The following is a 21720-nucleotide window of genomic DNA, read 5'->3' as shown; positions in this document are numbered from 1 at the left end:
ATTTCGGCCGCGAGGCGGAGGCCGACGGCGGCTTCTCCTGGGAGAAGACCGACCTTGTCAACGATCTGCGCGCCGCTTTCTTCTAAGAGCGGCTTCTTCCAAGACCGGACCCGCTTGTCCGGGACGCAGGGGCCACACGGCCCCTGCGTTCGTTTTGGGACCCTGCTGTCACGATGACCGACTCCTTCCTGGACTCGTCCAAGAGGCTCTACGGGCGGCGCAAGGGGCGTCCGCTCCGCAAGCGCAAGACCGAGCTGCTCGACGGGCTCCTGCCGTCGCTGGAAATCCCGGTGCCGCAGCCGGGCGACCGCATCGACCCCCACGCCCTGTTTGCCAAACCCATGCGCGACGTCTGGCTGGAGGTCGGCTTCGGCAGCGGCCACCACATGGCGTGGCAGGCGGCGAACAACCGCGACGTCGGGGTGATCGGCGCCGAACCCTTCATCAACGGCGTGGCCGGCCTGCTCAAGCTGGTGGACGATGAGGGCGTGCAGGACAATGTCCGCGTCCTTCCGGACGATGCCCGCCCGCTGCTCGACGCCCTGCCGGACGCCTCCATCGGGCGCGCCTTCGTGCTGTTCGCCGATCCCTGGCCGAAGAAACGCCACTGGGAACGCCGCTTCATCGGTCCGGACAACCTGCCGCGCCTCGCCCGCGTTCTGAAGGACGGGGCGGAGCTGCGTCTGGCCAGCGACGACATGGGGCTGGTGCGCTGGATGCTGGAGCACACGGTGCGGCACCCGGATTTCGAATGGACCGCCCGCGGCCCGTCCGACTGGCGCCACCGCATCGCCGACTGGCCGCCCACCCGCTACGAGGAGAAGGCCATCGAGGCCGGGCGCAAGCCGGTCTTCATGCGCTTCATCCGCAAGGCGCGGGGGTAGACACCGCCGGCGCGCCGTAATGCTCCACCACCGGGAACGGGTCGTAGAAGCGGTGGAGCAGCGCCTTCCAGCGGGCGTAGCGGTCGGACCCGCGGAAGCCTTCGGTGTGGTCCTCCAGCCGTTCCCAGCGGACGAGCAGAAGGTAGCGGTCCGCCGCCTCCAGGCAGGGCCGCAGCTCCAGCCCGAGGAAGCCCGGAGTCGCGGCGATCAGGGGCTGTGCCTCGGCCATCGCCCGTTCGAAGGCCGGGCCCTGGCCGGGTTTGACCGCCAGGATGGCCGTTTCAAGGATCACGGTGAACTCCGTCTTGGAGGCGTTTTCCATGCGGCGCAACGGCCGCCGGAGGCGTGACCTTACCCCGCCCGGACCCGCTCACCAAGCGCCGGGCATAGGACCTTGCGGAAAAGCGCTTGCGGCCTGCTCCGGAATGTCTATATTCACCGCATGAACCCATACGGATCGGCGGCTCGGGAAACCGGGCCGGCGGGACGCTTTGCGGGTGGGCCTTGGCCCACTTATTTTTTTATCAGCGTATGGAATCCCCGTGTTGGTCCCAGGGCGCTGTGCCAGGGGAGACCGCGGGGGCGGGTCAGGTGGAATGGAAGCAACCGGTCGTATCGAGCAGATCATCACGCCGTCGGTCGAGGCCATGGGCTACGAACTCGTGCGTGTGCAGTTGACCGGTGGGCAGCGCATGGTTCTGCAGGTCATGGCGGAACGCGCCGACGGCGCGCCCATGACGGTCGAAGACTGCGCCGACATCAGCCGCGCGATCTCCGCGGTGCTCGACGTTGAAGATCCGATCAAGAGCGCCTACACGCTGGAGGTCAGTTCGCCCGGCATCGACCGGCCGCTGACCCGTCTGAAGGATTTCGAGCGTTTCGCCGGTTTCGAGGCCAAGCTGGAGACCCGGCTCGCCGTCGATGGCCGCAAGCGCTTCAAGGGCATGCTGAAGGGCGTCGACGACGGCCTCGTGTGCATCGAATCGGAACAGGGAGCCGCCCGGCTGGAGTTCGACAACATCCTGCGCGCCAAGCTGGTCTTGACGGATGAACTGATCCGCGCCAGCCAGGGCCAGGGTTGACGGCCGCTCCGGGCTTCACTCGAAGAACAAACGCCAGTCCAGGAAGTGTGACGGATGGAACTGCTGCAAGTCGCTGACGCGGTTGCCCGCGAAAAGAACATCGACCGGGACGAGGTCCTGGAGGCGATGGAGCAGGCGATTCAGAAGGCCGGGCGCTCCAAGTACGGCCACGAGCACGACATCCGCGCCCGCATCGACCGCAAGACGGGCGACATCCACCTGACCCGCCACCTGGAGGTGGTCGAGGCGGTGGAGAACGAGGCGACCCAGGTGACCCTCGCCTACGCCCAGCGCCGCAAGCCCGGCGCCCAGCTCGGCGATTTCCTGGTCGATCCGCTGCCGCCCATCGACTTCGGCCGCATCGCCGCCCAGACGGCCAAGCAGGTCATCGTCCAGAAGGTCCGCGACGCGGAGCGCAAGCGCCAGTTCAACGAATACAAGGACCGCACCGGCGAGATCGTCAATGGTCTGGTCAAGCGCGTCGAGTACGGCAACGTCACCGTCGACCTGGGCCGCGCCGAAGCGATCCTGCGCCGCGACGAGCTGCTGCCGCGCGAGCACTTCAAGAACGGCGACCGCGTGCGCGCCTACATCTTCGACGTGCGCGAGGAAGCGCGCGGCCCGCAGATCTTCCTGTCGCGCACCCATCCGATGTTCATGGCGAAGCTGTTCGCCCAGGAAGTGCCGGAGATCTACGACGGCATCATCGAGATCAAGGCGGTCGCCCGCGACCCGGGCTCGCGCGCCAAGATCGCGGTGATCAGCAACGACAGCTCCATCGACCCGGTCGGCGCCTGCGTCGGCATGCGCGGCAGCCGCGTCCAGGCGGTCGTCGGCGAGCTGCAGGGCGAGAAGATCGACATCATCCAGTGGAACCAGGAGCCGGCGACCTTCATCGTCAACGCCCTGGCCCCGGCCGAGGTCGCCAAGGTCGTGATGGACGAGGACAACAGCCGCATCGAGGTGGTGGTGCCCGACGACCAGCTGTCGCTGGCCATCGGCCGTCGCGGCCAGAACGTGCGGCTGGCCACCCAGCTCACCGGCTGGGACATCGACATCCTGACCGAGCAGGAGGAGTCGGAGCGCCGCTCGGACGAATTCCGCACCCGCTCGCAGCTCTTCATGGAAGCGCTGGACGTGGACGACGTGATCGCCCATCTCCTGGTCGCCGAGGGCTTCACCACGGTGGAGGAGATCGCCTACGTCGAGACCGAGGAGCTGGCCGAGATCGAGGGCTTCGACGAGGACGTGGCGGAAGAGCTGAAGCAGCGCGCCCTGAACTTCCTCGACGAGCAGGACGTCCGCATGACCGAGAAGCGCCAGGCGCTCGGCGTCGAGGACGCGGTGGCGGAAGTCACCGGCTTCAGCCCGACCCTGCTGGTGAAGCTGGGTGAGAACGGCGTGAAGACGATGGACGACCTCGCCGATCTCGCCGCGGACGAGCTGCGCGACATCCTCGGCAAGGAGGCCCCGACGGAAGACGAGGCCAACGAGATCATCATGGCCGCCCGTGCCCACTGGTTCGATGGCGAGGAAGGCGCGCCCACCGCGGCGCAACCCTCCACCGACGACCAGGCGGCGCAGAGCTGAGCCGGGACTTAGGACGCACAAACGGTACGGATGGTTGGGCTGAGCGACAGGAACGAACTGACTCCGGCGGACGGTGAACCGGATGGCTTCGCGGCCGAAGGGGAGGCGCTGTTGCCGGCGGACCTGGAAAAGGGCCCGCTGCGCCGCTGCATCGCCACCGGAACCGTGCAACCGAAAGACGGCATGATCCGTTTCGTGGTATCACCCGATGGCGAGATCGTGCCCGATCTGGAGGAACGGCTTCCGGGCCGCGGCCTCTGGCTGTCGGGGGACAAGGCGGCCTTCACGAAGGCCGTCGCCAAGAACATGTTCGCCAAGGCGGCGCGGCGCGCGGTGCGTGTCCCGCCCGATCTGGCGGAACGGCTGGAGAAACTGCTGGAACGGCGGTGCCTGGATGCCTTCGGGCTGGCACGCCGGGCCGGGCAGGCTCTGGCCGGATACGAAAAGGTGCGCGAGGCGCTGAAGACCAATCAGGTCGGACGCGCCGGACCGCCCTATCTGCTGGTCGAGGCCAGCGACGGTTCGCCCGACCAGCGGGGCAAGATCACAGCGCTGGCGCCGGATATGCCGGTCGTGGACCTGTTCGACGCCGCGGCGATGGCCGCGGCCCTGGGACGGGAAAACGCCGTGCACGCGGTGGTGGCGCGCGGGAAGCTGGCCAAGGGATTGGCACGCGACTCCGCGCGTCTCAAGGGTATCAAGGGCTTTGTCGCCGGCTCTGCGCCGGCCGGCCACGTAAGCAACGTCTGACCATTCGGGAACCGATGACCGACAGCAACGACCAGGACCAAAAGAAAGTCTTGCACCTCTCCGGCTCCGGCAAAGGGAAGCTGGAGCTGAAGAAGCCGGTCGAGACCCAGGTCCGGCAGAGCTTCTCCCATGGCCGGTCGAAGCCCGTGACCGTGGAGGTCAAGCGTAAGCGGGCCGTGGAGAAGGGCGCCCTGCCGGGTGTGGCCGATGGCGGCGCCGCCGCGCGTCAGGCCGCCCAGGGCATCCCCGTCCGGGGTGGGCCGGGCCAGCGCCAGCGTGGCGGTGGTGGCGGCGCGGTCCGTCAACTGACCAACCAGGAACGCGAGGCGCGCATCCGCGCCCTGCAGGGGGCGGCTGAAGACAACCGCCGCCGCGCCGAGGAGGAGGCCGAGGCCGCCGTCCTGGCCGCCGAGGCTGCCGCCCGCGCCGCCGAGGAGGCGGCCTCGCAGCCGGCCCCGGTGGTCGAGGCGGAGCCGGAGATTCTCGACGCCGAGACTCTGCGCCAGCGCGAGCTGGCCGAGCTGCGCGGCATCGAGGAGGCGGAGCGCGCCAAGGCCCAGGAGGCCGAGCGCCGCCGCCAGGAAGAGGAAGCCAAGCGCAAGGAGGCCGACGAGGCCAAGCGCAAGGACAGCGAACCGGCCCGTCCGCAGGGCGCCGGCGCCCGTCCGGCCGCCGGTGGCGCCGGTGCGCGCACCGCGGCCACCACCACGGAGGCTCCGGCCGCTCGTGGTCCGGGGGCTCCGGCCGCTCCCCGCTTCGGCGAGGAAGAGGACGACCGCCGCGGCAAGCCCGGGAACAAGAAGGCCCCGGCGCCGGCTCCGGTCCGCAAGGCCGCTCCGGGCGCCGACCGCCGCAAGGGCTCCAAGATGACCGTCTCGCAGGCGCTGAGCGACGAGGGTGGTGAGCGCACGCGCTCGCTGGCCGCCGTCCGCCGTGCCCGTGAGCGCGAGCGGCTCCGTCAGATGAGCCGTCAGGAGACGCAGAAAGTGACCCGCGACGTCGTGCTGCCCGAGGTCATCACCGTCCAGGAGCTGGCGAACCGCATGGCGGAACGCGGCGCGGACGTGATCAAGCAGCTCATGCGCATGGGCGTGATGGCCACCATCAACCAGACCATCGACGCCGACACGGCGGAGCTGATCATCGCCGAGTTCGGCCACCGCGTGCGCCGCGTGTCGGAGGCGGACGTCGAGGTCGGCCTGCGCCTCAACGACGATGCGGAAACGGCCCTGGTGCCGCGTCCCCCGGTCGTCACGATCATGGGCCACGTCGACCACGGCAAGACCTCGCTGCTCGACGCCCTGCGCCAGACCGACGTGGTCAGCCGCGAGGCCGGCGGCATCACCCAGCACATCGGCGCCTATCAGGTGCAGCTGGAGTCGGGTGCGAAGATCACCTTCATCGACACGCCGGGCCACGCCGCCTTCACCGAGATGCGCGCCCGCGGCGCCAACGTCACGGACGTGGTGGTGCTGGTCGTCGCCGCGAACGACGGCGTCATGCCGCAGACGATCGAGGCGATCCATCACGCCAAGGCCGCGAAGGTTCCGATCATCGTCGCCATCAACAAGATCGACCTGCCCGACGCCAAGCCGGACCGTGTCCGCCAGGAGCTGCTCCAGCACGAGCTGGTCGTGGAAGAGCTGGGCGGCGACATCCAGACCGTGGAAGTGTCGGCCAAGGCCAAGCGCAACCTGGACAAGCTGGAGGAGGCCATCCTCCTGCAGGCGGAAATCCTGGAGCTGAAGGCCAACCCGGGCCGCACCGCCGAAGGCGTCGTGGTCGAGGCCAAGCTGGAGCGCGGCCGCGGTTCGGTCGCCACCGTGCTGGTCCAGCGCGGCACGCTGAAGGTCGGCGACGTGTTCGTCACCGGGTCGGAGTGGGGCCGCGTCCGCGCCCTGGTCAACGACCGCGGCCAGAGCGTCGAGCAGGCCGCCCCGGCCAGCCCGGTCGAGGTGCTCGGTCTCAACGGCACGCCGCTCGCCGGCGACGACTTCACCGTCGTCGAGTCGGAAGCCCGCGCCCGTGAGATCGCCGAGTTCCGCCAGCGCAAGAAGCGCGAAGCCGCCAACGCGGCGTCGGCCCGCGGCTCGCTGCAGGACATGTTCAGCCGCATCCAGGCCGGCGAGGCCAAGGAACTGCCGGTCGTCATCAAGGGCGACGTGCAGGGCTCCATCGAAGCGATCTCCAACGCCCTGGAGAAGCTCACGGCGGAGAACACCGAGGTCAAGGTCCGCGTGCTGCACGCGTCGGTGGGTGCGATCAACGAGTCCGACATCACGCTGGCGAACGCCTCCAACGCGATGGTCATCGGCTTCAACGTCCGCGCCAACCCGCAGGCCCGCGACATGGCCAAGCGCGACAGCGTCGAGATCCGCTACTACTCGATCATCTACAACGTGATCGACGACGTGAAGGCGGCGCTGACCGGCATGCTGTCGCCGACCCTGCGCGAGCGTTTCATCGGCTACGCCGAGATCCGCGAGGTGTTCAACATCACCAAGGTCGGCAAGGTCGCCGGTTGCATGGTCACGCAGGGCACCGTCAAGCGCGGCGCCGGCTGCCGCCTGCTGCGCGACAACGTCGTCATCCACGAGGGCACGCTCAAGACGCTCAAGCGCTTCAAGGACGAGGTCAAGGAAGTGCGCGAGGGTTACGAGTGCGGCATGGCCTTCGAGAACTACGACAACATCCTGGCCGGCGACATCATCGAGGCCTTCGAGATCGAGGAGGTGGCGCGCGAGCTGTAAGGCCGCCGCCGCACCCCGGCTCTCGGACCGGTCACGGACGACGTTACAAGTGATGTTATAGATGACAAGGGCGCCCATGCGCCCTTGTCGTGTTTTCGCGGAGGGACCATTCCCTGCCGCACCGCATTCGGGATCGACAGCATGAGAAAGAAACACGATCTGGCTGGAAAGCCGCCGTCCCAGCGCCAGCTCCGCGTCGGCGAGGAAATCCGCCACGCCCTGGCCGACCTGTTCCGGCGCGGCGACTTCCACGACCCCGAACTGGCGGACCTGAACGTCACGGTGACCGAGGTGCGGATCAGCCCGGACCTGCGCAACGCCACCGTCTTCGTCACGCCGCTGGGCGGCGGCGCGATGGACGAGACGCTGACGGCCCTGCGCCGCGCCGCCCCCTTCCTGCGCGGCCAGGTCGCCCGTGCCGTCAACCTGCGCCATGCCCCGACGCTGAGCTTCGAGGCCGACACCTCCTTCGACTATGCCGGGCGCATCGACGACATCCTGCACAGCCCGGCGGTCGCCCGCGACGTCGGCTACCGCTCGCTCGCCGACCGCGTGAACGGCGACGACGACCATGACGACGACCATGACGAAGAGGACGACGGCTGGGACGAGGAGGACGAGGCCGAGTCCGACGACCTCGATGACGACCTCGACGGCGATGACGACCTCGACGACGAGGATGAGGGCGACGAGGATGAGGGCGATGGCGGCGAGGGCGAGGGGCGCCGTGGCTCGTAAGCGCAAGGGCGAGCCGATCCACGGCTGGATCGTGCTGGACAAGCCGGCGGGGATGACCTCGACGCAGGCGCTGTCCAAGGTGCGCCGCCATCTGAACGCCGAAAAGGCCGGGCACGGCGGCACGCTGGACCCCATCGCCACGGGCATCCTGCCCATCGCGCTGGGCGAGGCGACCAAGACCGTCTCCTACGCCATGGACGGCGAGAAGACCTACCGCTTCACCGTGGCCTGGGGCACCCGCACCACCACCGACGACCGCGAGGGAACAGCGGTGGAGACCTCCGCCGTGCGCCCCGACGCCGAGGCGATCCGTGCCGCTCTGCCCGCTTTCCTGGGCTTCGTCGAGCAGATTCCGCCGCAATACTGCGCGCTGAAGATCAACGGCGAGCGCGCCTACGACATGGCGCGCGAGGGGGAGGTGGTGGACATCGCCCCCCGCACTGTCCGCATCGACCGGCTGGAGCTGATCGAAACCCCGGACGCCGACCACGCGGTGCTGGAGGTGGATTGCGGCAAGGGCACCTATGTCCGCTCCATTGCCCGCGACCTCGCCCAGCGGTTGGGGACGGTGGGACACATCCGCGATCTGCGACGCCTGCGCGTCGGGTCCTTCACGCTGGACGGGGCGATTTCCCTGGACGATCTGACCGCGATGGAGCAAGGTGCCGCGGTCGAAAGACTTCTGCTTCCGATCGAGACCGCGCTGGACGACATCCCGGCGCTGGCCCTGACGGACGCGGAAGCGCACCGACTGAAGCACGGCCAGACGGTGGCCCTCCTCACCCGGCAGGACCGCGAACGCCTCACGGCGCTGCGCGGGGATGTTGGTGGGGATGGCACCGTCATTGCGCTTTTCGGCGGCAAGCCGGTGGCGCTGGCGCGCGTGGAGGGGGCGGAGGTCCGTCCGGTGCGCGTTCTCAACCTATGAACGATGGAGACCCCGATGTCGATCACGCCCGATCGCAAGCAGGAACTCATTAAGGACTATTCGCGCGGCACCAACGACACCGGTTCGCCCGAGGTCCAGGTCGCGATCCTGTCCGAGCGCATCCGGAACCTGACCGAGCACCTGCAGGGCCACAAGAAGGACTTCCACTCCCGCCGTGGTCTGCTGGTGATGGTCGGCCAGCGCCGCCGTCTTCTCGACTATCTCAAGAAGAAGGACAACAGCCGCTACGCCACGCTCATCGAGCGTCTGGGCCTGCGTCGCTGATTTCCAAAAGGCGTCCGTGCCGGTGACCGAACATCCGTCCCGATCCGCGCTCGACCCGCCGCACCGCGTTCCGGTGCACCAGGGAGCGTCGCGCCGGTCGGGACGTTCGGTTGTTCGCGAAGGTATGTTCTAGTCAGACGGCCGGCCCGGACCTTCCGGGACCGGCCGTTTGATTTTTTTAGCCCTTTTCGGGTTTTGCCCTTTGTTGGGTTTTCACATGCGGGGTCCGACGACCGATGACCCCGGCTTAGGCCAGCAATCCGGCGGGCCTAGGTGTCGGATGGAAGGAAGAATCCATGTTCAAAGTTTTCCGTAAAGAAATCGAATGGGGTGGACGCAAGCTGACGTTCGAGACGGGCAAGATCGCCCGTCAGGCCGACGGCGCGGTGCTGGTCACCTATGGTGAGACCACGGTCCTCTGCACGGTCGTCGGCGCCAAGTCGCCGAAGCCGGGCGTCGATTTCTTTCCGCTGACGGTCAATTACCAGGAAAAGTCCTTCGCAGCCGGCAAGATTCCCGGCGGCTTCTTCAAGCGTGAAGGCCGCCCGACGGAGAAGGAGACGCTGGTCAGCCGCCTGATCGACCGTCCCATCCGTCCGCTGTTCGCCGATGGCTTTCGCAACGAGACGCAGGTCATCTGCACCGTGCTGAGCCACGATCTGGAGAATGATCCGGACATCGTCGCGATGGTCGGCACCTCGGCCGCGCTGACGATCTCCGGCATCCCGTTCCTCGGTCCGATCGGCGCCGCCCGCGTCGGCTACGTCGACGGCCAGTATGTGCTGAACCCGACCATGGACGCCGTTGACGGTTCCGCGCTCGACCTCGTGGTCGCCGGCACCCAGGAAGGCGTGCTGATGGTCGAGTCGGAAGCCAAGGAGCTGTCCGAGGAGGTCATGCTGGGCGCCGTGATGTTCGGCCACAGCGGTTTCCAGCCGGTCATCAACGCCATCATCGATCTGGCCGAAGAGTGCGCCAAGGAGCCGTGGGACCTGCCGGAGCCGGCCTACGACCGCGCCGCCCTGAAGGCGAAGCTGCGCGCGACCGTCGGCGCCGACGTGGAGGCCGCCTACACCGAGACGGTCAAGCAGGTCCGCTACGAGAAGATCGGCGCCGCCAAGGCGAAGGCGCTGGAGGCTCTGGCCGAGGCCCATGAGACCCAGGCCATCGTGACCGAGTTCAAGGAGCTGGAAGCCGACATCCTGCGCGGCGCCGTCCTGAAGACCGGCCGCCGCATCGACGGCCGCGACACCAAGACGGTCCGCCCGATCGTGTCGGAGGTCGGCGTGCTGCCGCGCGCCCACGGTTCGGCTCTGTTCACCCGCGGCGAGACGCAGGCGCTGGTCGTCACCACGCTGGGCACCAGCCAGGACGAGCAGATCATCGACGCGCTGCAGGGCGAGTACCGGGAGCATTTCATGCTCCACTACAACTTCCCTCCGTACTCGGTGGGCGAGGCCGGCCGCATGGGCTCGCCGGGCCGCCGCGAGATCGGCCACGGCAAGCTGGCGTGGCGCGCCATCCACCCGCTGCTGCCGAAGAAGGAAGACTTCCCCTACACGCTCCGCGTGGTGTCGGAAGTGACCGAGTCCAACGGCTCCTCGTCGATGGCGACGGTCTGCGGCACCTCGCTGTCGCTGATGGACGCCGGCGCCCCGCTGGCGCGCCCGGTGGCCGGCATCGCCATGGGCCTGATCAAGGAAGACGACGGCTTCGCGGTCCTGTCGGACATCCTGGGTGACGAGGATCACCTGGGCGACATGGACTTCAAGGTGGCCGGCACCGACGCGGGCATCACCGCGCTGCAGATGGACATCAAGATCACCTCGATCACCGAGGAGATCATGAAGATCGCGCTGAGGCAGGCCAAGGACGGCCGCCTGCACATCCTGGGCGAGATGTCCAAGGCCCTGACCGGCGCCCGCGAGGCGGTGAACGAGAACGCCCCGCGCATCACCGTGATCAACATCCCGAAGGAGAAGATCCGCGACGTGATCGGCTCCGGCGGCAAGGTGATCCGCGAGATCGTGGAGCAGACCGGCGCCAAGATCGACATCGAGGACGACGGCACGGTCAAGGTGGCCGCGGTGGACACCAAGGCCGCCCAGGCCGCCATCGACTGGATCAAGGGCATCGTCGCCGAGCCGGAAATGAACGTGGTCTACACCGGCAAGGTCGTGAAGGTCGTCGATTTCGGCGCCTTCGTGAACTTCCTGGGCTCGCGCGACGGCCTCGTCCACATCTCCGAGCTGGCGCAGCAGCGCGTCGGCAAGGTGTCGGACGTGGTGTCGCAGGGTGACTCGGTGAAGGTGAAGGTCATCGGCTTCGACGACCGCGGCAAGGTCAAGCTGTCGATGAAGCAGGTCGACCAGACCACCGGCGAAGACCTGACCAAGAAGGACGGCCCCGCCGCCTGATAGAGGTCTTCTTCTCCCTCCCCTGCGAAAGCGGGGGAGGGTCGGGGAGGGGGCGACAGCCTCCGGCGGAAAGATGCCATCCCGATTGGCGTTCATCTTTCCCGTCGCCCCCCGCGAAGGCGCATAGGCGCTCACTTACCCCCCCAAGCCTCCGTTCCGAAACACGACCAGCTTTCTCGTCGTCACCCCCGCGAAGGCGGGGGTCCGGGAAACTCCGCGGACAAGTGCCTGAACGGACTGGATTCCCGCCTTCGCGGGAATGACGGGTGGGGGAAAGTGGCGGCCGACCGGAAGGGCACCCGGACAGTCAAAGACAGCGCCTGTCGGAGAATCGGAGAGGGGCAAGACGTCCTTCGTTCCGACCATTCTCCTTTCTCCGTCCCCCCTTCGCCTCGACAAACCTTTGCACGTTCCGACCGCGCCGGCAGTTCACTTCGGAGATTCGTGAACTGCCGGCGCGGTCGGAAGGTTTCTTGCCAAAGTTAAGTTTTTGGCGTCCGTCAGGTTGGCGCCCGTCAGGTCGGCGTCCGTCAGGTTGGCGTCCGTCAGGTCGGCGCGCATCAGGTCGGCGTCCGTCAGGTCGGCGTCCGTCAGGTCGGCGCCCGTCAGGTCGGCGTCCGTCAGGTCGGCGCCCGTCAGGTTGGCGTCCGTCAGGTTGGCGCGCATCAGGTTGGCGCCCCACAGGTCGGCGCCCGTCAGGTCGGCGCCCGTCAGGTTGGCGTCCGTCAGTTTGGCGCGCATCAGGTTGGCGCGCCTCAGGTCGGCGCCCGTCAGGTCGGCGCCCGTCAGGTCGGCGCCCGTCAGGTTGGCGCCCCTCAGGTTGGCGCCCCTCAGGTCGGCGCCCGTCAGGTCGGCGCCCGTCAGGTCGGCGTCCGTCAGGTTGGCGCGCCTCAGGTCGGCGCCCGTCAGGTTGGCGCCCCTCAGGTCGGCGCCCGTCAGGTTGGCGCGCATCAGGTCGGCGTCCGTCAGGTTGGCGCGCATCAGGTCGGCGTCCGTCAGGTTGGCGCCCCACAGGTCGGCGCCCGTCAGGTCGGCGCCCGTCAGGTTCAGGCAGGACAAACAAAATCGGGCAATGCTCCAATCAGCGACAGGCCCAAGCAGGCGATGCAGGGTTGTGATGGCCAACTTGGAGTTTTCCATTCCCTCCGGCTCCAACCGGATGATGGACCGTTCGGACGGCGCCAGCGTTGCCGAAACGGTGGCGTCCAAGGTGGCGAGAAGGGCGACCTCGGCGTTGCGGACTCGCCGCTCGGCCTCCCGGGCACGAAAGCTTCCTTCAGGAAGGGGCATGCCCACCCGGACGCAATCGTCGAACAGGCGGACCAGGGTGTGCCTCCAGCCGGCGGCATCCTCAGCGTTCTTCTTCGCCCTGCAAACGACCTCCGCCCTCAGGAAATCCAGCAGGTCGCGATCCATCACCGCCGGACCGCACAGGGCGAGCCAGCGCCGCAGTGCGCCCAGCACGTCATCCCGGTCGCCATCCGGCCCGAGCCTGCGATGGATCGCCGTCACCTCGTGCGCAATGCGCCGCGCAGTCAGAAATTGCCCAAAGCTCTTGTGGGTGAACTCGACGGCGCGATGCTCCTGCCCCGCGTGGGCGCGGCAGAAAAAGCTGTCCAGCAGGCTGGCGAGCGCCTCGTCCCGCTTGTCCGTCAGCCGGTCCAGATGCCCGTCGAGCCCGGCGTTCCCCAACCGCTTCCGAACCACAGGGAAGGGCACGGTTCGGTAGCCGCCAGCGTGCCAAGCCGCCACCGCCACTTCCTCCAGCATCCGTTCCAGATCGTCGCGGCCCAGCGCGTCCATCGCTTCCGGCGGCGCGTTTTCACCCCGGCGGTGGAAGCGGGTCAGCACATGGCCGAACAGGCGCGTGTAGAGGTCGTGAACGTCGTCGATGGTGGCGGCTCGCTCCTCCCCTTCCAATGTCAGAAGCTGGGCGACCAGCCAGTTCAGCAGCGGCTGTTCGGTCAGCGAATCCAGATGGCTGCTCTTTTCTTTGAGAACAACCGGCAAGCCTTCGGCCCGGCCAAAGCGCTTCCACCACTCGGACCGCTGGTCCAGCCGAGCAACCTCCTTGTCGTCGAACCACTCGCGCCGGTGATCCTCAATGCGGAACCGCAGAACATGCAGGCGGGCGCCGTCGGCGCGGGCGATGGGCTCCATGGCGTTGGCCGCCCCTGGACGACCGGCCAGCAGCAGCAGAACCCGCAGGCCGTCCCGATTCCATTCCGACCAGGCGTGCCCCAGGTTGCCGACGAAGCCACCCAGGAGCGTCTGCGCACCCTGGCCGGCCTTCGCCAATTCGTCCAGCCCGTCGAGAATCAGGACCAGCGGCGGCCCCCGGTCGCCCCGGATGCCGTCCAGCGCAACATGGCCCAGCTCATCGAGCAGGAAGCGGGACAGTGCGGTCCCCGCATCGTCCCGATAATTCAGCCGGCCGAGCGGCACCAGCAGAACCCGCCGGCCTTGCCGTGCCAACCTTGCGGCCAGCATGGCGCAGGCGCTCGACTTGCCGGCCCCCGGGTCGCCCGACAGGACCCGCACCGTGTCACGCGCGTCGGCCCGCCCGATCCATCCATCAAGCTCGGCGTCCAGCCAACGGATCGGGATCTTTGGATCGTCCTCACGCCGCTGGCCGGGGGCCGGCGGTTCTCCCACCGACGCCCGCAGCGGCACATAGAGATCGTGCAGGGAAAAGCGCGGAATTTTCTCCGAATCGAGCGAGCGCAGGGGCCGATGCACCGCTTCCACCAGACGGGCACGGTAGGCTTGCCAGTCCAGCGTCCGTTGCGCCGCGCCATCCAGCAGGGTCGTGCGCGTTACCTCGGCGAGCATGGCCCGGTAATCGGCCTCCCGGCTGGGGTCGCGCAGTTCGGCGGCCAGGGCCAGAACGAAATCCTCGCGGAAGGCTGACAGCATCGCCTCGCGATGGTCCTCCGGCACGCGGCAGACGCGCTGCCAGCCGGCGAAGGCGTCCAGCACCTCGGACAGCGCCGGCCAGCGCTCCGGGTCGGAAAAGGCGGTGGCGGTCAGTTCCAACGGCGTGCCGGCGGTGTGGCGGGCCAGTTCGGCCTCGATCTCGCGCGGGTCGGCCTCCGCGGCGAGGAAAGGGGCCTGCCGGGCGAAGCGCTGGATGCTGCGGATCGCCGCCGTGTAGGCGCCGCGCTGAAGCAGCAGGCGGGCGCCGTCCTCCGCTGTCGGGTCGCCCGGCCCGTCCTTGGTGAAAGCCGTCGCCGTATCGGCGAAGCCTTTGACCACGCCGCCGATGTCCAGCTTGATCGCGTCCACCACGACCTTGACGAGGGCTATGGAGAGTTTCTTGCGATCGACGCTTACAGTCATGCGGCACGCCTCCTGATCCAACCGAACAACGATAGGTCGGATCAGAAAAACACTCAACTCTTGCGGATGGAGGATTACAGCCGCTCCGCCCGGAACGTGTCGCAGGCGTTCAACTCACCACGCTCCAGACCGGTGCGGAACCATTGCACCCGTTGGGCGGAACTGCCGTGGGTGAAGCTGTCCGGAGTCACGGTGCCGCGGGATTGCCGTTGCAGGCGGTCGTCGCCGATGGCGCTGGCCGCCGTCAGGGCCTCCTCGACGTCGCCGGGCTCGATGATCTGGCGCTCGCGGTTGGCGTGGTTGGCCCACAGGCCGGCGAAGCAGTCGGCCTGAAGCTCCAGCCGCACCGACAGCCCGTTGGCCTCGGCCTGGGACCCGGCCCGACGCTGGGCCTGCTGCACCCGGTCGGAGATGCCCAGCAGGTTCTGCACATGGTGGCCGACCTCGTGGGCGATCACATAGGCCTGGGCGAAGTCGCCCGGCGCGCGGAAGCGGTCGCGCAGGTCGCGGTAGAAGCTGAGGTCGATGTAAACCTTGCGGTCCTGCGGGCAATAGAAGGGACCCATCGCCGCCTGGGCGAAGCCGCAGCCGGAATCCACCGTGCCGGAGAACAGCACCAGCGCCGGGTCCTGATAGGTGCGGCCGATCTGCTGGAACTGGGCGGCCCAGGTGTCCTCGGTGTCGGCGAGCACGACGGAGACGAAGCGCTTCAGCTCGTCGTCGCCGCCGCCGCGCGGGGCGTCCGACTGTTCGGTGCGGGCCTGCTCCTGCGGCGCCGTGCCCTGCAGAAGATCCAGCGGGTTGATGCCGAGCAGGAGCGACACCACCACGATCACCGCCAGCCCGCCGATGCCGATCCCGCCGCGCCCGATGGGGATGCCGATCCCGCCGGTGCGGAACCCGCCGCTTCCGGGCGCGCCGCGCCGGTCCTCGACATTCTCGCTCTCGCGACCGTCCTGCCACCGCATCGCCCGATCCTCCCCCGACGCATTGCGAGAGGAAAACCAGCGAGGGGGCGCGGCTGTTCCGGCGCTCCGCCGGATGCGTCAACCCCGCGCTTGACCGCAAGCGGGGCCGTGCCATTTCCTAAGGCATGAACCACCGCTCCTTCGTCCCGACGGAACCCGCAACCGACACCGGCCCGCTGCCCTTCCGGGTGTATTGGTGGCAGGCTCTGGTCTTCTGGCTGCTCACCAACACCTATGGCGTGTTCGAGCGGGGCGGGGAGCCGTTTCCCGGCTACCAGCCCTCGCCGCTGCAGCCGCCGGGCTGGGCCTTTCCCGTCGTCTGGTTCAGCATCAGCCTGATCCAGCTCTGGGGTTGCGTGCGGATGCTGAACGCGCCCTGGCCAATCGGCTGGCGCCCGGCGCTGATCGGGATGCAAGGGGCGCTGTGGCTGCTCTACGCCAGTTTCGGATTCGCCTATTTCACCATGGGCAGCCCGATCCTGGCGGCGGCCTGGACCATGGCCTATTTCATCATCGCCGCGACCTGCGTGCTGCTGGTCTGGCCGGACGACCGCGCCATCGCGGCGAGCTGGCTGCCGCTGGTGCTGTGGACCGGCTTCGCCTCCATCGTCGCCGTCCATGGCGTGGTCCTCAACCCGGACCCGCTGTTCGGGCTGGGGCCGGGGCTGGGGACGCGCTGATCAGCCGCGGTAGCGGTGGGTCGCCCCCGTGAAGTCCTCCGCCACATAACCTCCTTCGCCGTCCGGCCGCACCCAGCCCGGCGCGGCGGGTGCCTTGCCGTGCCCGCCGGGGATGTCCAGCACATAGGTCGGCTGGCAAAGGCCGGAAACGCGGCCGCGCAGCCCCTTCACCAGCGCCTGCCCCTCGGCCAGGGTCGGGCGGAAATGGCTGGTGCCGGCGGCGAGGTCGGGATGGTGCAGGTAATAGGGTTTGATCCGGTTGCGCACCAATCCCCGGAACAGCGCCTCCAGCGCCGCCGCGTCGTCGTTGATGCCCTTCAGCAGCACCGTCTGGCCGAGCAGGGGAATGCCGGCCTCGGCCAGCCGGGCAATGGCGCCGCGCGCCGGCTCCGTCAATTCGTCGGCGTGGTTGACGTGGACGGCCATCCAGGTCGCCAACTCCGGCGCCTTCAGCGCCTCGACCAGCTCCGCGGTGACGCGCGCCGGGTCGGCGACGGGGATGCGGGTGTGCAGCCGGACCACCCCGACATGGGGAATGTCCGACAGGCTGCGGACGATGTGCGACAGGCGCCGCGGCGACAGCAGCAGCGGATCGCCGCCGGTCACCACCACCTCCCACACCTCGGGATGCGCACGCACGTACGCCAGCGCGGCGTCCAGCTCGTCGGGCGACAGCGCCTCGCCGCCGGGGCCGACCATTTCCCGCCGGAAGCAGAAGCGGCAATAGACCGCGCAGGCGTGCAGCGGCTTCAGCAGGACCCGATCGGGGTAGCGGTGGACGATGCCCTTCACCGGGCTGCGCGCCACGTCGCCGATGGGGTCCGCGCGCTCCTCCGGCGCGGTGTACGCCTCTTCGGGAGAAGGGACGTACTGCGCGTACAGGGGATCGCCGGGCGCGGCGTCCGCCAGCGTTTCCAGCAGGTACGGGGTCAGGGCGATGGCGTAGCGGTCGGCCACGGCGGCCACCGCCTCGCCCGCCGCGGGCGTCATCAGCCCGGCGGCCACCAGATCGGTCACGCTGTGGGCTGCCTTCATCGCTCGTTCCCGATCCGCCGCTTTGCGCCTATCATGAGAGGCCCGCTCTTACTCCCGCAGGACCCATGCTGTCGACTCTTCCCCGTCTGATCGGCCACCGCGGCGCCAAGGAAAACGCGCCGGAAAACACCCTCGCCAGCCTGCGCGAGGCCGCCCGCCAGGGCGCCGCCTGGGTCGAGGTGGACGTGATGCTCACCCGCGACCGGGTGCCGGTGCTGATCCACGACGACACGCTGGAGCGCACCACCAACGGCGCCGGGCCGGTGCCGGACCTGACCCTGGCGGAGCTGAAGGCGCTGGACGCCGGCTCCTGGTTCGACGCCCGTTTCGCTGGCGAAACGGTGCCGACGCTGGAAGAGGCGCTGGGCGTGATCCGCAAGTTGGGCCTGGGCCTCAATCTGGAAATCAAGCCCTATCCCGGCCAGGAGGTGGCGACGGCGGACGTCGCGCTGGAGCTGCTGAAACGGCTGTGGCCCGCCGGTCTGCCCCTGCTGGTGTCCAGCTTCGAGGTGCCGTGTCTGGAGGTGGCGCGCGACCGGGCGCCGGAGATTCCGCGCGGCTACCTGCTGTGGGACCCGCCCGCCGACTGGGCGGCCATCGCCGACCGCATCGGCGCCGCCACCCTGAACGTCCATCAGGATCGCCAGACGGCGGAGAGCGTCGCCGCCTACCGCGCCACCGGGCGTCCGGTGCTGGCCTACACGGTCAACGACGCGGCGCGGGCGCGGGCGCTGTTCGGCTGGGGCGTGGCCGGAGTCTTCACCGACGCGCCGGGCCGCTTGGCGGCGGAACTGGCCGCCGGGACGACCCCGTGAGACGGTTTCCCCGGAGACCTCAGGTTGACGTTTGGGGACATGTCGCCGTGACAGATTTTTTTCTAACACCGCGAATCCACTCGTCCGCACGGAAATTTCCTCATATATAGATCGCTCATGGCGGCTTGGGCCGTCGGGGGCACGACTCCCGGCGGCGTTTTTCGTCGTCTTTCGGGTCGCGCTGTCCGGGCGCCCGCGCGCGGGCGCTCTCATGGTCTTGGAGGTTTCGTTGAAGGCGCTTAAGCCGTTGCTGATGTCTGGCCGGGAGGTTCTGCCGCTCGTCGAGGGTGGCAAGGGAATTGCCGTCTCCAACGGGGAAAGCTCGGGCGCCTGGGCGGCGGCCGGGGGTATCGGAACATTCTCGGGCGTGAACGCCGACAGCTACGACGAGAACGGGAATCTCCTGCCGCAGGTCTATCACGGCAAAACCCGCCGCGAGCGCCATGACGAGCTGATCAAATTCGGCATCCAGGGCGGCATCGCGCAGGCGCGCATCGCGCACGAGGCGTCGAACGGCCAGGGCCGCATCCACATGAACGTCCTGTGGGAGATGGGCGGCGCCGAACACATCCTGCACGGCGTGCTGGAAGGCTCCCAGGGTCTGATCCACGGCGTCACCTGCGGCGCCGGCATGCCCTACCGCGTGGCGGAAATCGCCGTTCACTACGGCGTGCACTATTACCCCATCGTCTCCTCGGCCCGCGCCTTCCGCGCCCTGTGGCTGCGCGCCTACCACAAGTTCCGCGAGAATCTGGGCGGCGTGGTCTACGAGGACCCGTGGCTGGCAGGCGGTCACAACGGCCTGTCCAATTCCGAGGACCCGCTGAAGCCGGAGGATCCGTTCCCCCGCGTCCTGGCGCTGCGCCAGATGATGAACAGCTTCGGCCTGAACGACACCCCCATCGTCATGGCGGGCGGCGTCTGGTGGCTGTCGGACTGGGAAGACTGGATCGACAACCCCGACCTCGGCCCGGTGGCCTTCCAGTTCGGTACGCGTCCGCTGTTGACCCAGGAGAGCCCGATCTCCAACGCCTGGAAGCACCGCCTGCTGACGCTGAAGGAAGGCGACGTCTTCCTGAACCGCTTCTCGCCGACGGGCTTCTACTCCTCCGCCGTCAAGAACCCGTTCCTGATGGACCTGATGGCCCGCTCGGAGCGTCAGGTGGCCTATCTGCCCAAGCCGGTGGGCGAGCATTCCGCCGAGCTGCCGCTGGGCCCGCGCGGCCGCCCGGTCTATGTGACCGAGACGGACAAGGCCCGCGCCGAGGGCTGGCTGTCCCAGGGCTTCACCAGCGGCCTGAAGACGCCGGACAGCACGGTCATCTTCGTCACGCCGGAGCAGGCGGAGCGCATCCACCGCGATCAGGTGGACTGCATGGGCTGCCTGTCGGCCTGCAACTTCTCCAACTGGGCGCAGAACGAGGAAGGCACGAACGGCAAGCGCGCCGATCCGCGCTCCTACTGCATCCAGAAGACCCTGCAGGCGGTCAGCCACACCGACGACTGCGAAAACCAGCTGATGTTCGCCGGCCACAACGCCTTCCGCTTCGCGTCGGACCCCTACTACAAGGACGGGTTCATCCCGACCGTGAAGCAGCTGGTCGAGCGGATCGCCACCGGCTACTGACGCCGGCGGTTCGCGGCTTTGCGGGGGGCGCTTGCCCCCTGACCTGAAATCGTTCTAAAGTGAGCGGGCTGCGGCAGATCGCCGCGGTCCGTTTCGCGTTCCGACTTTGCGACCTGAACCACGGCGAACAGACGACGATGACCGGCACCCGACCCTTCAAGCGCGCCCTCGACCGCCTGCAGACGGCCGGCTTCCGCCCGACGCGCCAGCGTCTGGGGCTGGCCCGCCTGCTGTTCGAGGGGGAGCACCGCCACGTCACCGCCGAGCAGCTCCACACCGAGGCCATGGGGGCGGACCTGCGGGTGTCGCTGGCCACGGTCTACAACACGCTGAACCAGTTCACCGCCGCCGGCCTGCTGCGCGAGGTGGTGGTGGAGGCGGGCAAGTCCTACTTCGACACCAACACCAGCGACCATCACCATTTCTTCCTGGAAGGGACTGGCCGGCTGGAGGACATCCCCGGCGACGACGTGGTGGTGCAGCATCTGCCGCCGGCCCCGCCGGGAACGCGCATCGCGCGGGTGGACGTGATCGTCCGGCTGAGCGCGGAGCAGGGCGAGGAGCGCTGAGGGGCGGGCGGCTCATGGCTGCTGCTGGAAAAAATCCGTCTCCCGGCCGGGTCCTCGGGGAATTTCCGGAACATTGACGCGTTTTGGGAGCAATGGCATAAGCCGTAGCCGAGGCTCGGCCGCCGGAGGCCCCACGCCCGCGCGCGGCCGGGCCGGACAGAACCCCGTCTGGAGAACGCCGCCATGTCGCTGAAGGGCACGAAGACCGAGCAGAACCTCAAGGCGGCCTTCGCGGGTGAGAGCCAGGCCAACCGCCGCTATCTCTATTTCGCCCAGAAGGCCGACGTGGAAGGCCACAACGAGGTCGCCGCGGTCTTCCGCTCCACGGCGGAGGGCGAAACCGGCCACGCCCACGGCCATCTGGAGTTCCTGGAGGAGGCCGGCGACCCGATCACCGGCCTGCCCATCGGCGATACGGTGAGCAACCTGAAGGCCGCCATCGCCGGCGAGACCCACGAATACACCGACATGTATCCGGGCATGGCCCGCACCGCCCGCGAGGAAGGCTTCGAGGAGGTCGCGGACTGGTTCGAGACGCTGGCCAAGGCCGAGCGCAGCCACGCCGGGCGGTTCCAGAGGATGCTGGACCAGCTGTCGTCATGACGGCGCGCCGGACCGCGATCACCCGCGCCGACATTCTTCCCCTGGACCGCTACGCCCGCGAACGCGCCGCCCGCCGCAGCGCTCTGGTCGCCGTGAAGAAGAGGCGCCGCGTCGCGGTCGGCCCCGACGCCCTCGTCCATTTCGAGAATTACGAGACGATGTGGCAGCAGGTCCACGAGATGCTGTTCATCGAGCGGGGCGGCGAAGACCAGATCGACGGCGAGCTGCGCGCCTACAACGGCCTGATTCCGCAAGGGACGGAGCTGGTTGCCACCGTGATGTTCGAGATCGCCGACCCGGCGCGTCGCGCCGCCGAACTCGGCCGGTTGGGCGGGGTAGAGCGGACGATGACGCTGCGCTTCGCCGGCCACACGGTGACCGGCCGGCCGGAGGAGGACGTGGCGCGCACGAACGGGGCGGGCAAGGCCTCCGCCGTCCATTTCCTGCATTTCGACTTCACGCCGGAGCAGATCGCCGCCTTCCGCACCCCCGGCACGGAGGTGATCCTCGTCATCGGCCATCCCGAGTACGGCCACATGGCGGTGATGCCGGAGGCGGTGCGGGCGGAGCTTGCGGGGGATTTCGGGTAGGGAGACCCTTGCCCCCACCCTAGCCCTCCCCCGCTGCGCAGGGGAGGGGACTTTTCTCCCTCTCCTGCGC

At 68.6% G+C, this 21720-nt stretch carries 19 protein-coding genes; 15 read left to right on the top strand and 4 right to left on the bottom strand.

The window, feature by feature from the left end:
- Positions 1-173 precede the first annotated feature (173 nt).
- Positions 174-884, top strand: a complete 711-nt coding sequence (trmB, locus tag DXK32_RS21520) for a tRNA (guanine(46)-N(7))-methyltransferase TrmB (protein ID WP_114860370.1) — start codon at positions 174-176, stop codon at positions 882-884.
- Here the strand turns inward: trmB and DXK32_RS21515 are convergent.
- A complete protein-coding gene (locus DXK32_RS21515; protein WP_114860369.1) occupies positions 862-1206 on the bottom strand; it encodes an antibiotic biosynthesis monooxygenase family protein in 345 nt (114 codons plus the stop codon). The genes trmB and DXK32_RS21515 overlap by 23 nt on opposite strands.
- A 274-nt stretch (positions 1207-1480) precedes the next feature.
- Between DXK32_RS21515 and rimP the strand changes: the two genes are divergently transcribed.
- The 8 genes from rimP (at position 1481) to pnp (ending at position 11424) form a co-directional block, all read left to right on the top strand.
- Positions 1481-1966 (top strand): ribosome maturation factor RimP, encoded by a 486-nt coding sequence (gene rimP / locus DXK32_RS21510; protein WP_014238849.1) that lies wholly within the window; start codon positions 1481-1483, stop codon positions 1964-1966.
- A 54-nt stretch (positions 1967-2020) separates the two neighbouring features.
- Positions 2021-3556 carry a transcription termination factor NusA gene (nusA, locus tag DXK32_RS21505; protein ID WP_114860368.1) on the top strand — a complete coding sequence of 512 codons (1536 nt, stop codon included), beginning with the start codon at positions 2021-2023 and terminating at the stop codon, positions 3554-3556.
- Positions 3557-3586: 30 nt separating this feature from the next.
- A complete protein-coding gene (locus tag DXK32_RS21500; RefSeq protein ID WP_114860367.1) occupies positions 3587-4306 on the top strand; it encodes an RNA-binding protein in 720 nt (239 codons plus the stop codon).
- Positions 4307-4320: 14 nt separating this feature from the next.
- Positions 4321-7056, top strand: a complete 2736-nt coding sequence (gene infB / locus DXK32_RS21495; RefSeq protein ID WP_114860366.1) for a translation initiation factor IF-2 — start codon at positions 4321-4323, stop codon at positions 7054-7056.
- 141 nt (positions 7057-7197) lie between these two features.
- A complete protein-coding gene (gene rbfA, locus DXK32_RS21490; RefSeq protein WP_114860365.1) occupies positions 7198-7794 on the top strand; it encodes a 30S ribosome-binding factor RbfA in 597 nt (198 codons plus the stop codon).
- Positions 7784-8722, top strand: a complete 939-nt coding sequence (truB, locus tag DXK32_RS21485) for a tRNA pseudouridine(55) synthase TruB (RefSeq protein WP_109072606.1) — start codon at positions 7784-7786, stop codon at positions 8720-8722. Before rbfA ends, truB begins: the two co-directional genes overlap by 11 nt.
- 15 nt (positions 8723-8737) lie before the next feature.
- Positions 8738-9007, top strand: coding sequence for a 30S ribosomal protein S15 (rpsO, locus tag DXK32_RS21480; protein ID WP_035670129.1), 270 nt, complete (start codon positions 8738-8740; stop codon positions 9005-9007).
- A 296-nt stretch (positions 9008-9303) separates the two neighbouring features.
- Positions 9304-11424, top strand: a complete 2121-nt coding sequence (gene pnp / locus DXK32_RS21475) for a polyribonucleotide nucleotidyltransferase (protein ID WP_114860364.1) — start codon at positions 9304-9306, stop codon at positions 11422-11424.
- A 429-nt stretch (positions 11425-11853) separates the two neighbouring features.
- Here pnp and DXK32_RS21470 read toward each other — a convergent pair whose 3' ends face one another.
- Positions 11854-14763, bottom strand: a complete 2910-nt coding sequence (locus DXK32_RS21470) for a pentapeptide repeat-containing protein (protein ID WP_114860363.1) — start codon at positions 14761-14763, stop codon at positions 11854-11856.
- Between the two features lie 74 nt (positions 14764-14837).
- Positions 14838-15731, bottom strand: coding sequence for a KPN_02809 family neutral zinc metallopeptidase (gene ypfJ, locus DXK32_RS21465; RefSeq protein ID WP_114860362.1), 894 nt, complete (start codon positions 15729-15731; stop codon positions 14838-14840).
- A 125-nt stretch (positions 15732-15856) separates the two neighbouring features.
- Here ypfJ and DXK32_RS21460 point away from each other — a divergent pair, with 125 nt between their 5' ends.
- Positions 15857-16411 carry a TspO/MBR family protein gene (locus DXK32_RS21460; RefSeq protein WP_114860361.1) on the top strand — a complete coding sequence of 185 codons (555 nt, stop codon included), beginning with the start codon at positions 15857-15859 and terminating at the stop codon, positions 16409-16411.
- Here the strand turns inward: DXK32_RS21460 and DXK32_RS21455 are convergent, their stop codons facing one another.
- A complete protein-coding gene (locus tag DXK32_RS21455; protein ID WP_114860360.1) occupies positions 16412-17446 on the bottom strand; it encodes a lysine-2,3-aminomutase-like protein in 1035 nt (344 codons plus the stop codon).
- 65 nt (positions 17447-17511) lie between these two features.
- Here DXK32_RS21455 and DXK32_RS21450 point away from each other — a divergent pair, with 65 nt between their 5' ends.
- The 5 genes from DXK32_RS21450 to DXK32_RS21430 all read left to right on the top strand — a co-directional run bounded on the left by DXK32_RS21450 (position 17512) and on the right by DXK32_RS21430 (position 21650).
- Positions 17512-18261, top strand: coding sequence for a glycerophosphoryl diester phosphodiesterase (locus tag DXK32_RS21450; protein ID WP_114860359.1), 750 nt, complete (start codon positions 17512-17514; stop codon positions 18259-18261).
- 229 nt (positions 18262-18490) lie between these two features.
- Positions 18491-19888 carry an NAD(P)H-dependent flavin oxidoreductase gene (locus DXK32_RS21445; RefSeq protein WP_038531606.1) on the top strand — a complete coding sequence of 466 codons (1398 nt, stop codon included), beginning with the start codon at positions 18491-18493 and terminating at the stop codon, positions 19886-19888.
- A 137-nt stretch (positions 19889-20025) separates the two neighbouring features.
- Complete coding sequence (gene irrA / locus DXK32_RS21440) at positions 20026-20457, top strand: iron response transcriptional regulator IrrA (RefSeq protein ID WP_114860375.1); 432 nt, start codon at positions 20026-20028, stop codon at positions 20455-20457.
- Between the two features lie 183 nt (positions 20458-20640).
- Positions 20641-21060: a rubrerythrin family protein gene (locus tag DXK32_RS21435; protein ID WP_014238831.1), complete on the top strand. Its 420-nt coding sequence runs from the start codon at positions 20641-20643 to the stop codon at positions 21058-21060.
- Complete coding sequence (locus DXK32_RS21430) at positions 21057-21650, top strand: DUF3501 family protein (protein WP_114860358.1); 594 nt, start codon at positions 21057-21059, stop codon at positions 21648-21650. Before DXK32_RS21435 ends, DXK32_RS21430 begins: the two co-directional genes overlap by 4 nt.
- Positions 21651-21720: the final 70 nt, after the last annotated feature.

Source organism: Azospirillum brasilense, assembly GCF_003349955.1.
Lineage (GTDB): Bacteria > Pseudomonadota > Alphaproteobacteria > Azospirillales > Azospirillaceae > Azospirillum > Azospirillum brasilense_B.
Note: the sequence above shows the minus strand (reverse complement) of the source record. Positions and strands in the feature narration are given on the sequence as shown.

What these genes read in the sequence shown, in the direction of transcription:
- DXK32_RS21500 (WP_114860367.1), top strand. Translation starts at nt 3,587, where the DNA reads ATGGTTGGGCTGAGCGACAGGAACGAACTGACTCCGGCGGACGGTGAA.
- rbfA (WP_114860365.1), top strand. Translation starts at nt 7,198, where the DNA reads ATGAGAAAGAAACACGATCTGGCTGGAAAGCCGCCGTCCCAGCGCCAG.
- rimP (WP_014238849.1), top strand. Translation starts at nt 1,481, where the DNA reads ATGGAAGCAACCGGTCGTATCGAGCAGATCATCACGCCGTCGGTCGAG.
- trmB (WP_114860370.1), top strand. Translation starts at nt 174, where the DNA reads ATGACCGACTCCTTCCTGGACTCGTCCAAGAGGCTCTACGGGCGGCGC.
- pnp (WP_114860364.1), top strand. Translation starts at nt 9,304, where the DNA reads ATGTTCAAAGTTTTCCGTAAAGAAATCGAATGGGGTGGACGCAAGCTG.
- DXK32_RS21430 (WP_114860358.1), top strand. Translation starts at nt 21,057, where the DNA reads ATGACGGCGCGCCGGACCGCGATCACCCGCGCCGACATTCTTCCCCTG.
- ypfJ (WP_114860362.1), bottom strand. Translation starts at nt 15,731, where the DNA reads ATGCGGTGGCAGGACGGTCGCGAGAGCGAGAATGTCGAGGACCGGCGC.
- rpsO (WP_035670129.1), top strand. Translation starts at nt 8,738, where the DNA reads ATGTCGATCACGCCCGATCGCAAGCAGGAACTCATTAAGGACTATTCG.
- nusA (WP_114860368.1), top strand. Translation starts at nt 2,021, where the DNA reads ATGGAACTGCTGCAAGTCGCTGACGCGGTTGCCCGCGAAAAGAACATC.
- DXK32_RS21455 (WP_114860360.1), bottom strand. Translation starts at nt 17,446, where the DNA reads ATGAAGGCAGCCCACAGCGTGACCGATCTGGTGGCCGCCGGGCTGATG.
- irrA (WP_114860375.1), top strand. Translation starts at nt 20,026, where the DNA reads ATGACCGGCACCCGACCCTTCAAGCGCGCCCTCGACCGCCTGCAGACG.
- DXK32_RS21450 (WP_114860359.1), top strand. Translation starts at nt 17,512, where the DNA reads ATGCTGTCGACTCTTCCCCGTCTGATCGGCCACCGCGGCGCCAAGGAA.
- DXK32_RS21515 (WP_114860369.1), bottom strand. Translation starts at nt 1,206, where the DNA reads ATGGAAAACGCCTCCAAGACGGAGTTCACCGTGATCCTTGAAACGGCC.
- DXK32_RS21435 (WP_014238831.1), top strand. Translation starts at nt 20,641, where the DNA reads ATGTCGCTGAAGGGCACGAAGACCGAGCAGAACCTCAAGGCGGCCTTC.
- infB (WP_114860366.1), top strand. Translation starts at nt 4,321, where the DNA reads ATGACCGACAGCAACGACCAGGACCAAAAGAAAGTCTTGCACCTCTCC.
- DXK32_RS21460 (WP_114860361.1), top strand. Translation starts at nt 15,857, where the DNA reads ATGAACCACCGCTCCTTCGTCCCGACGGAACCCGCAACCGACACCGGC.
- DXK32_RS21470 (WP_114860363.1), bottom strand. Translation starts at nt 14,763, where the DNA reads ATGACTGTAAGCGTCGATCGCAAGAAACTCTCCATAGCCCTCGTCAAG.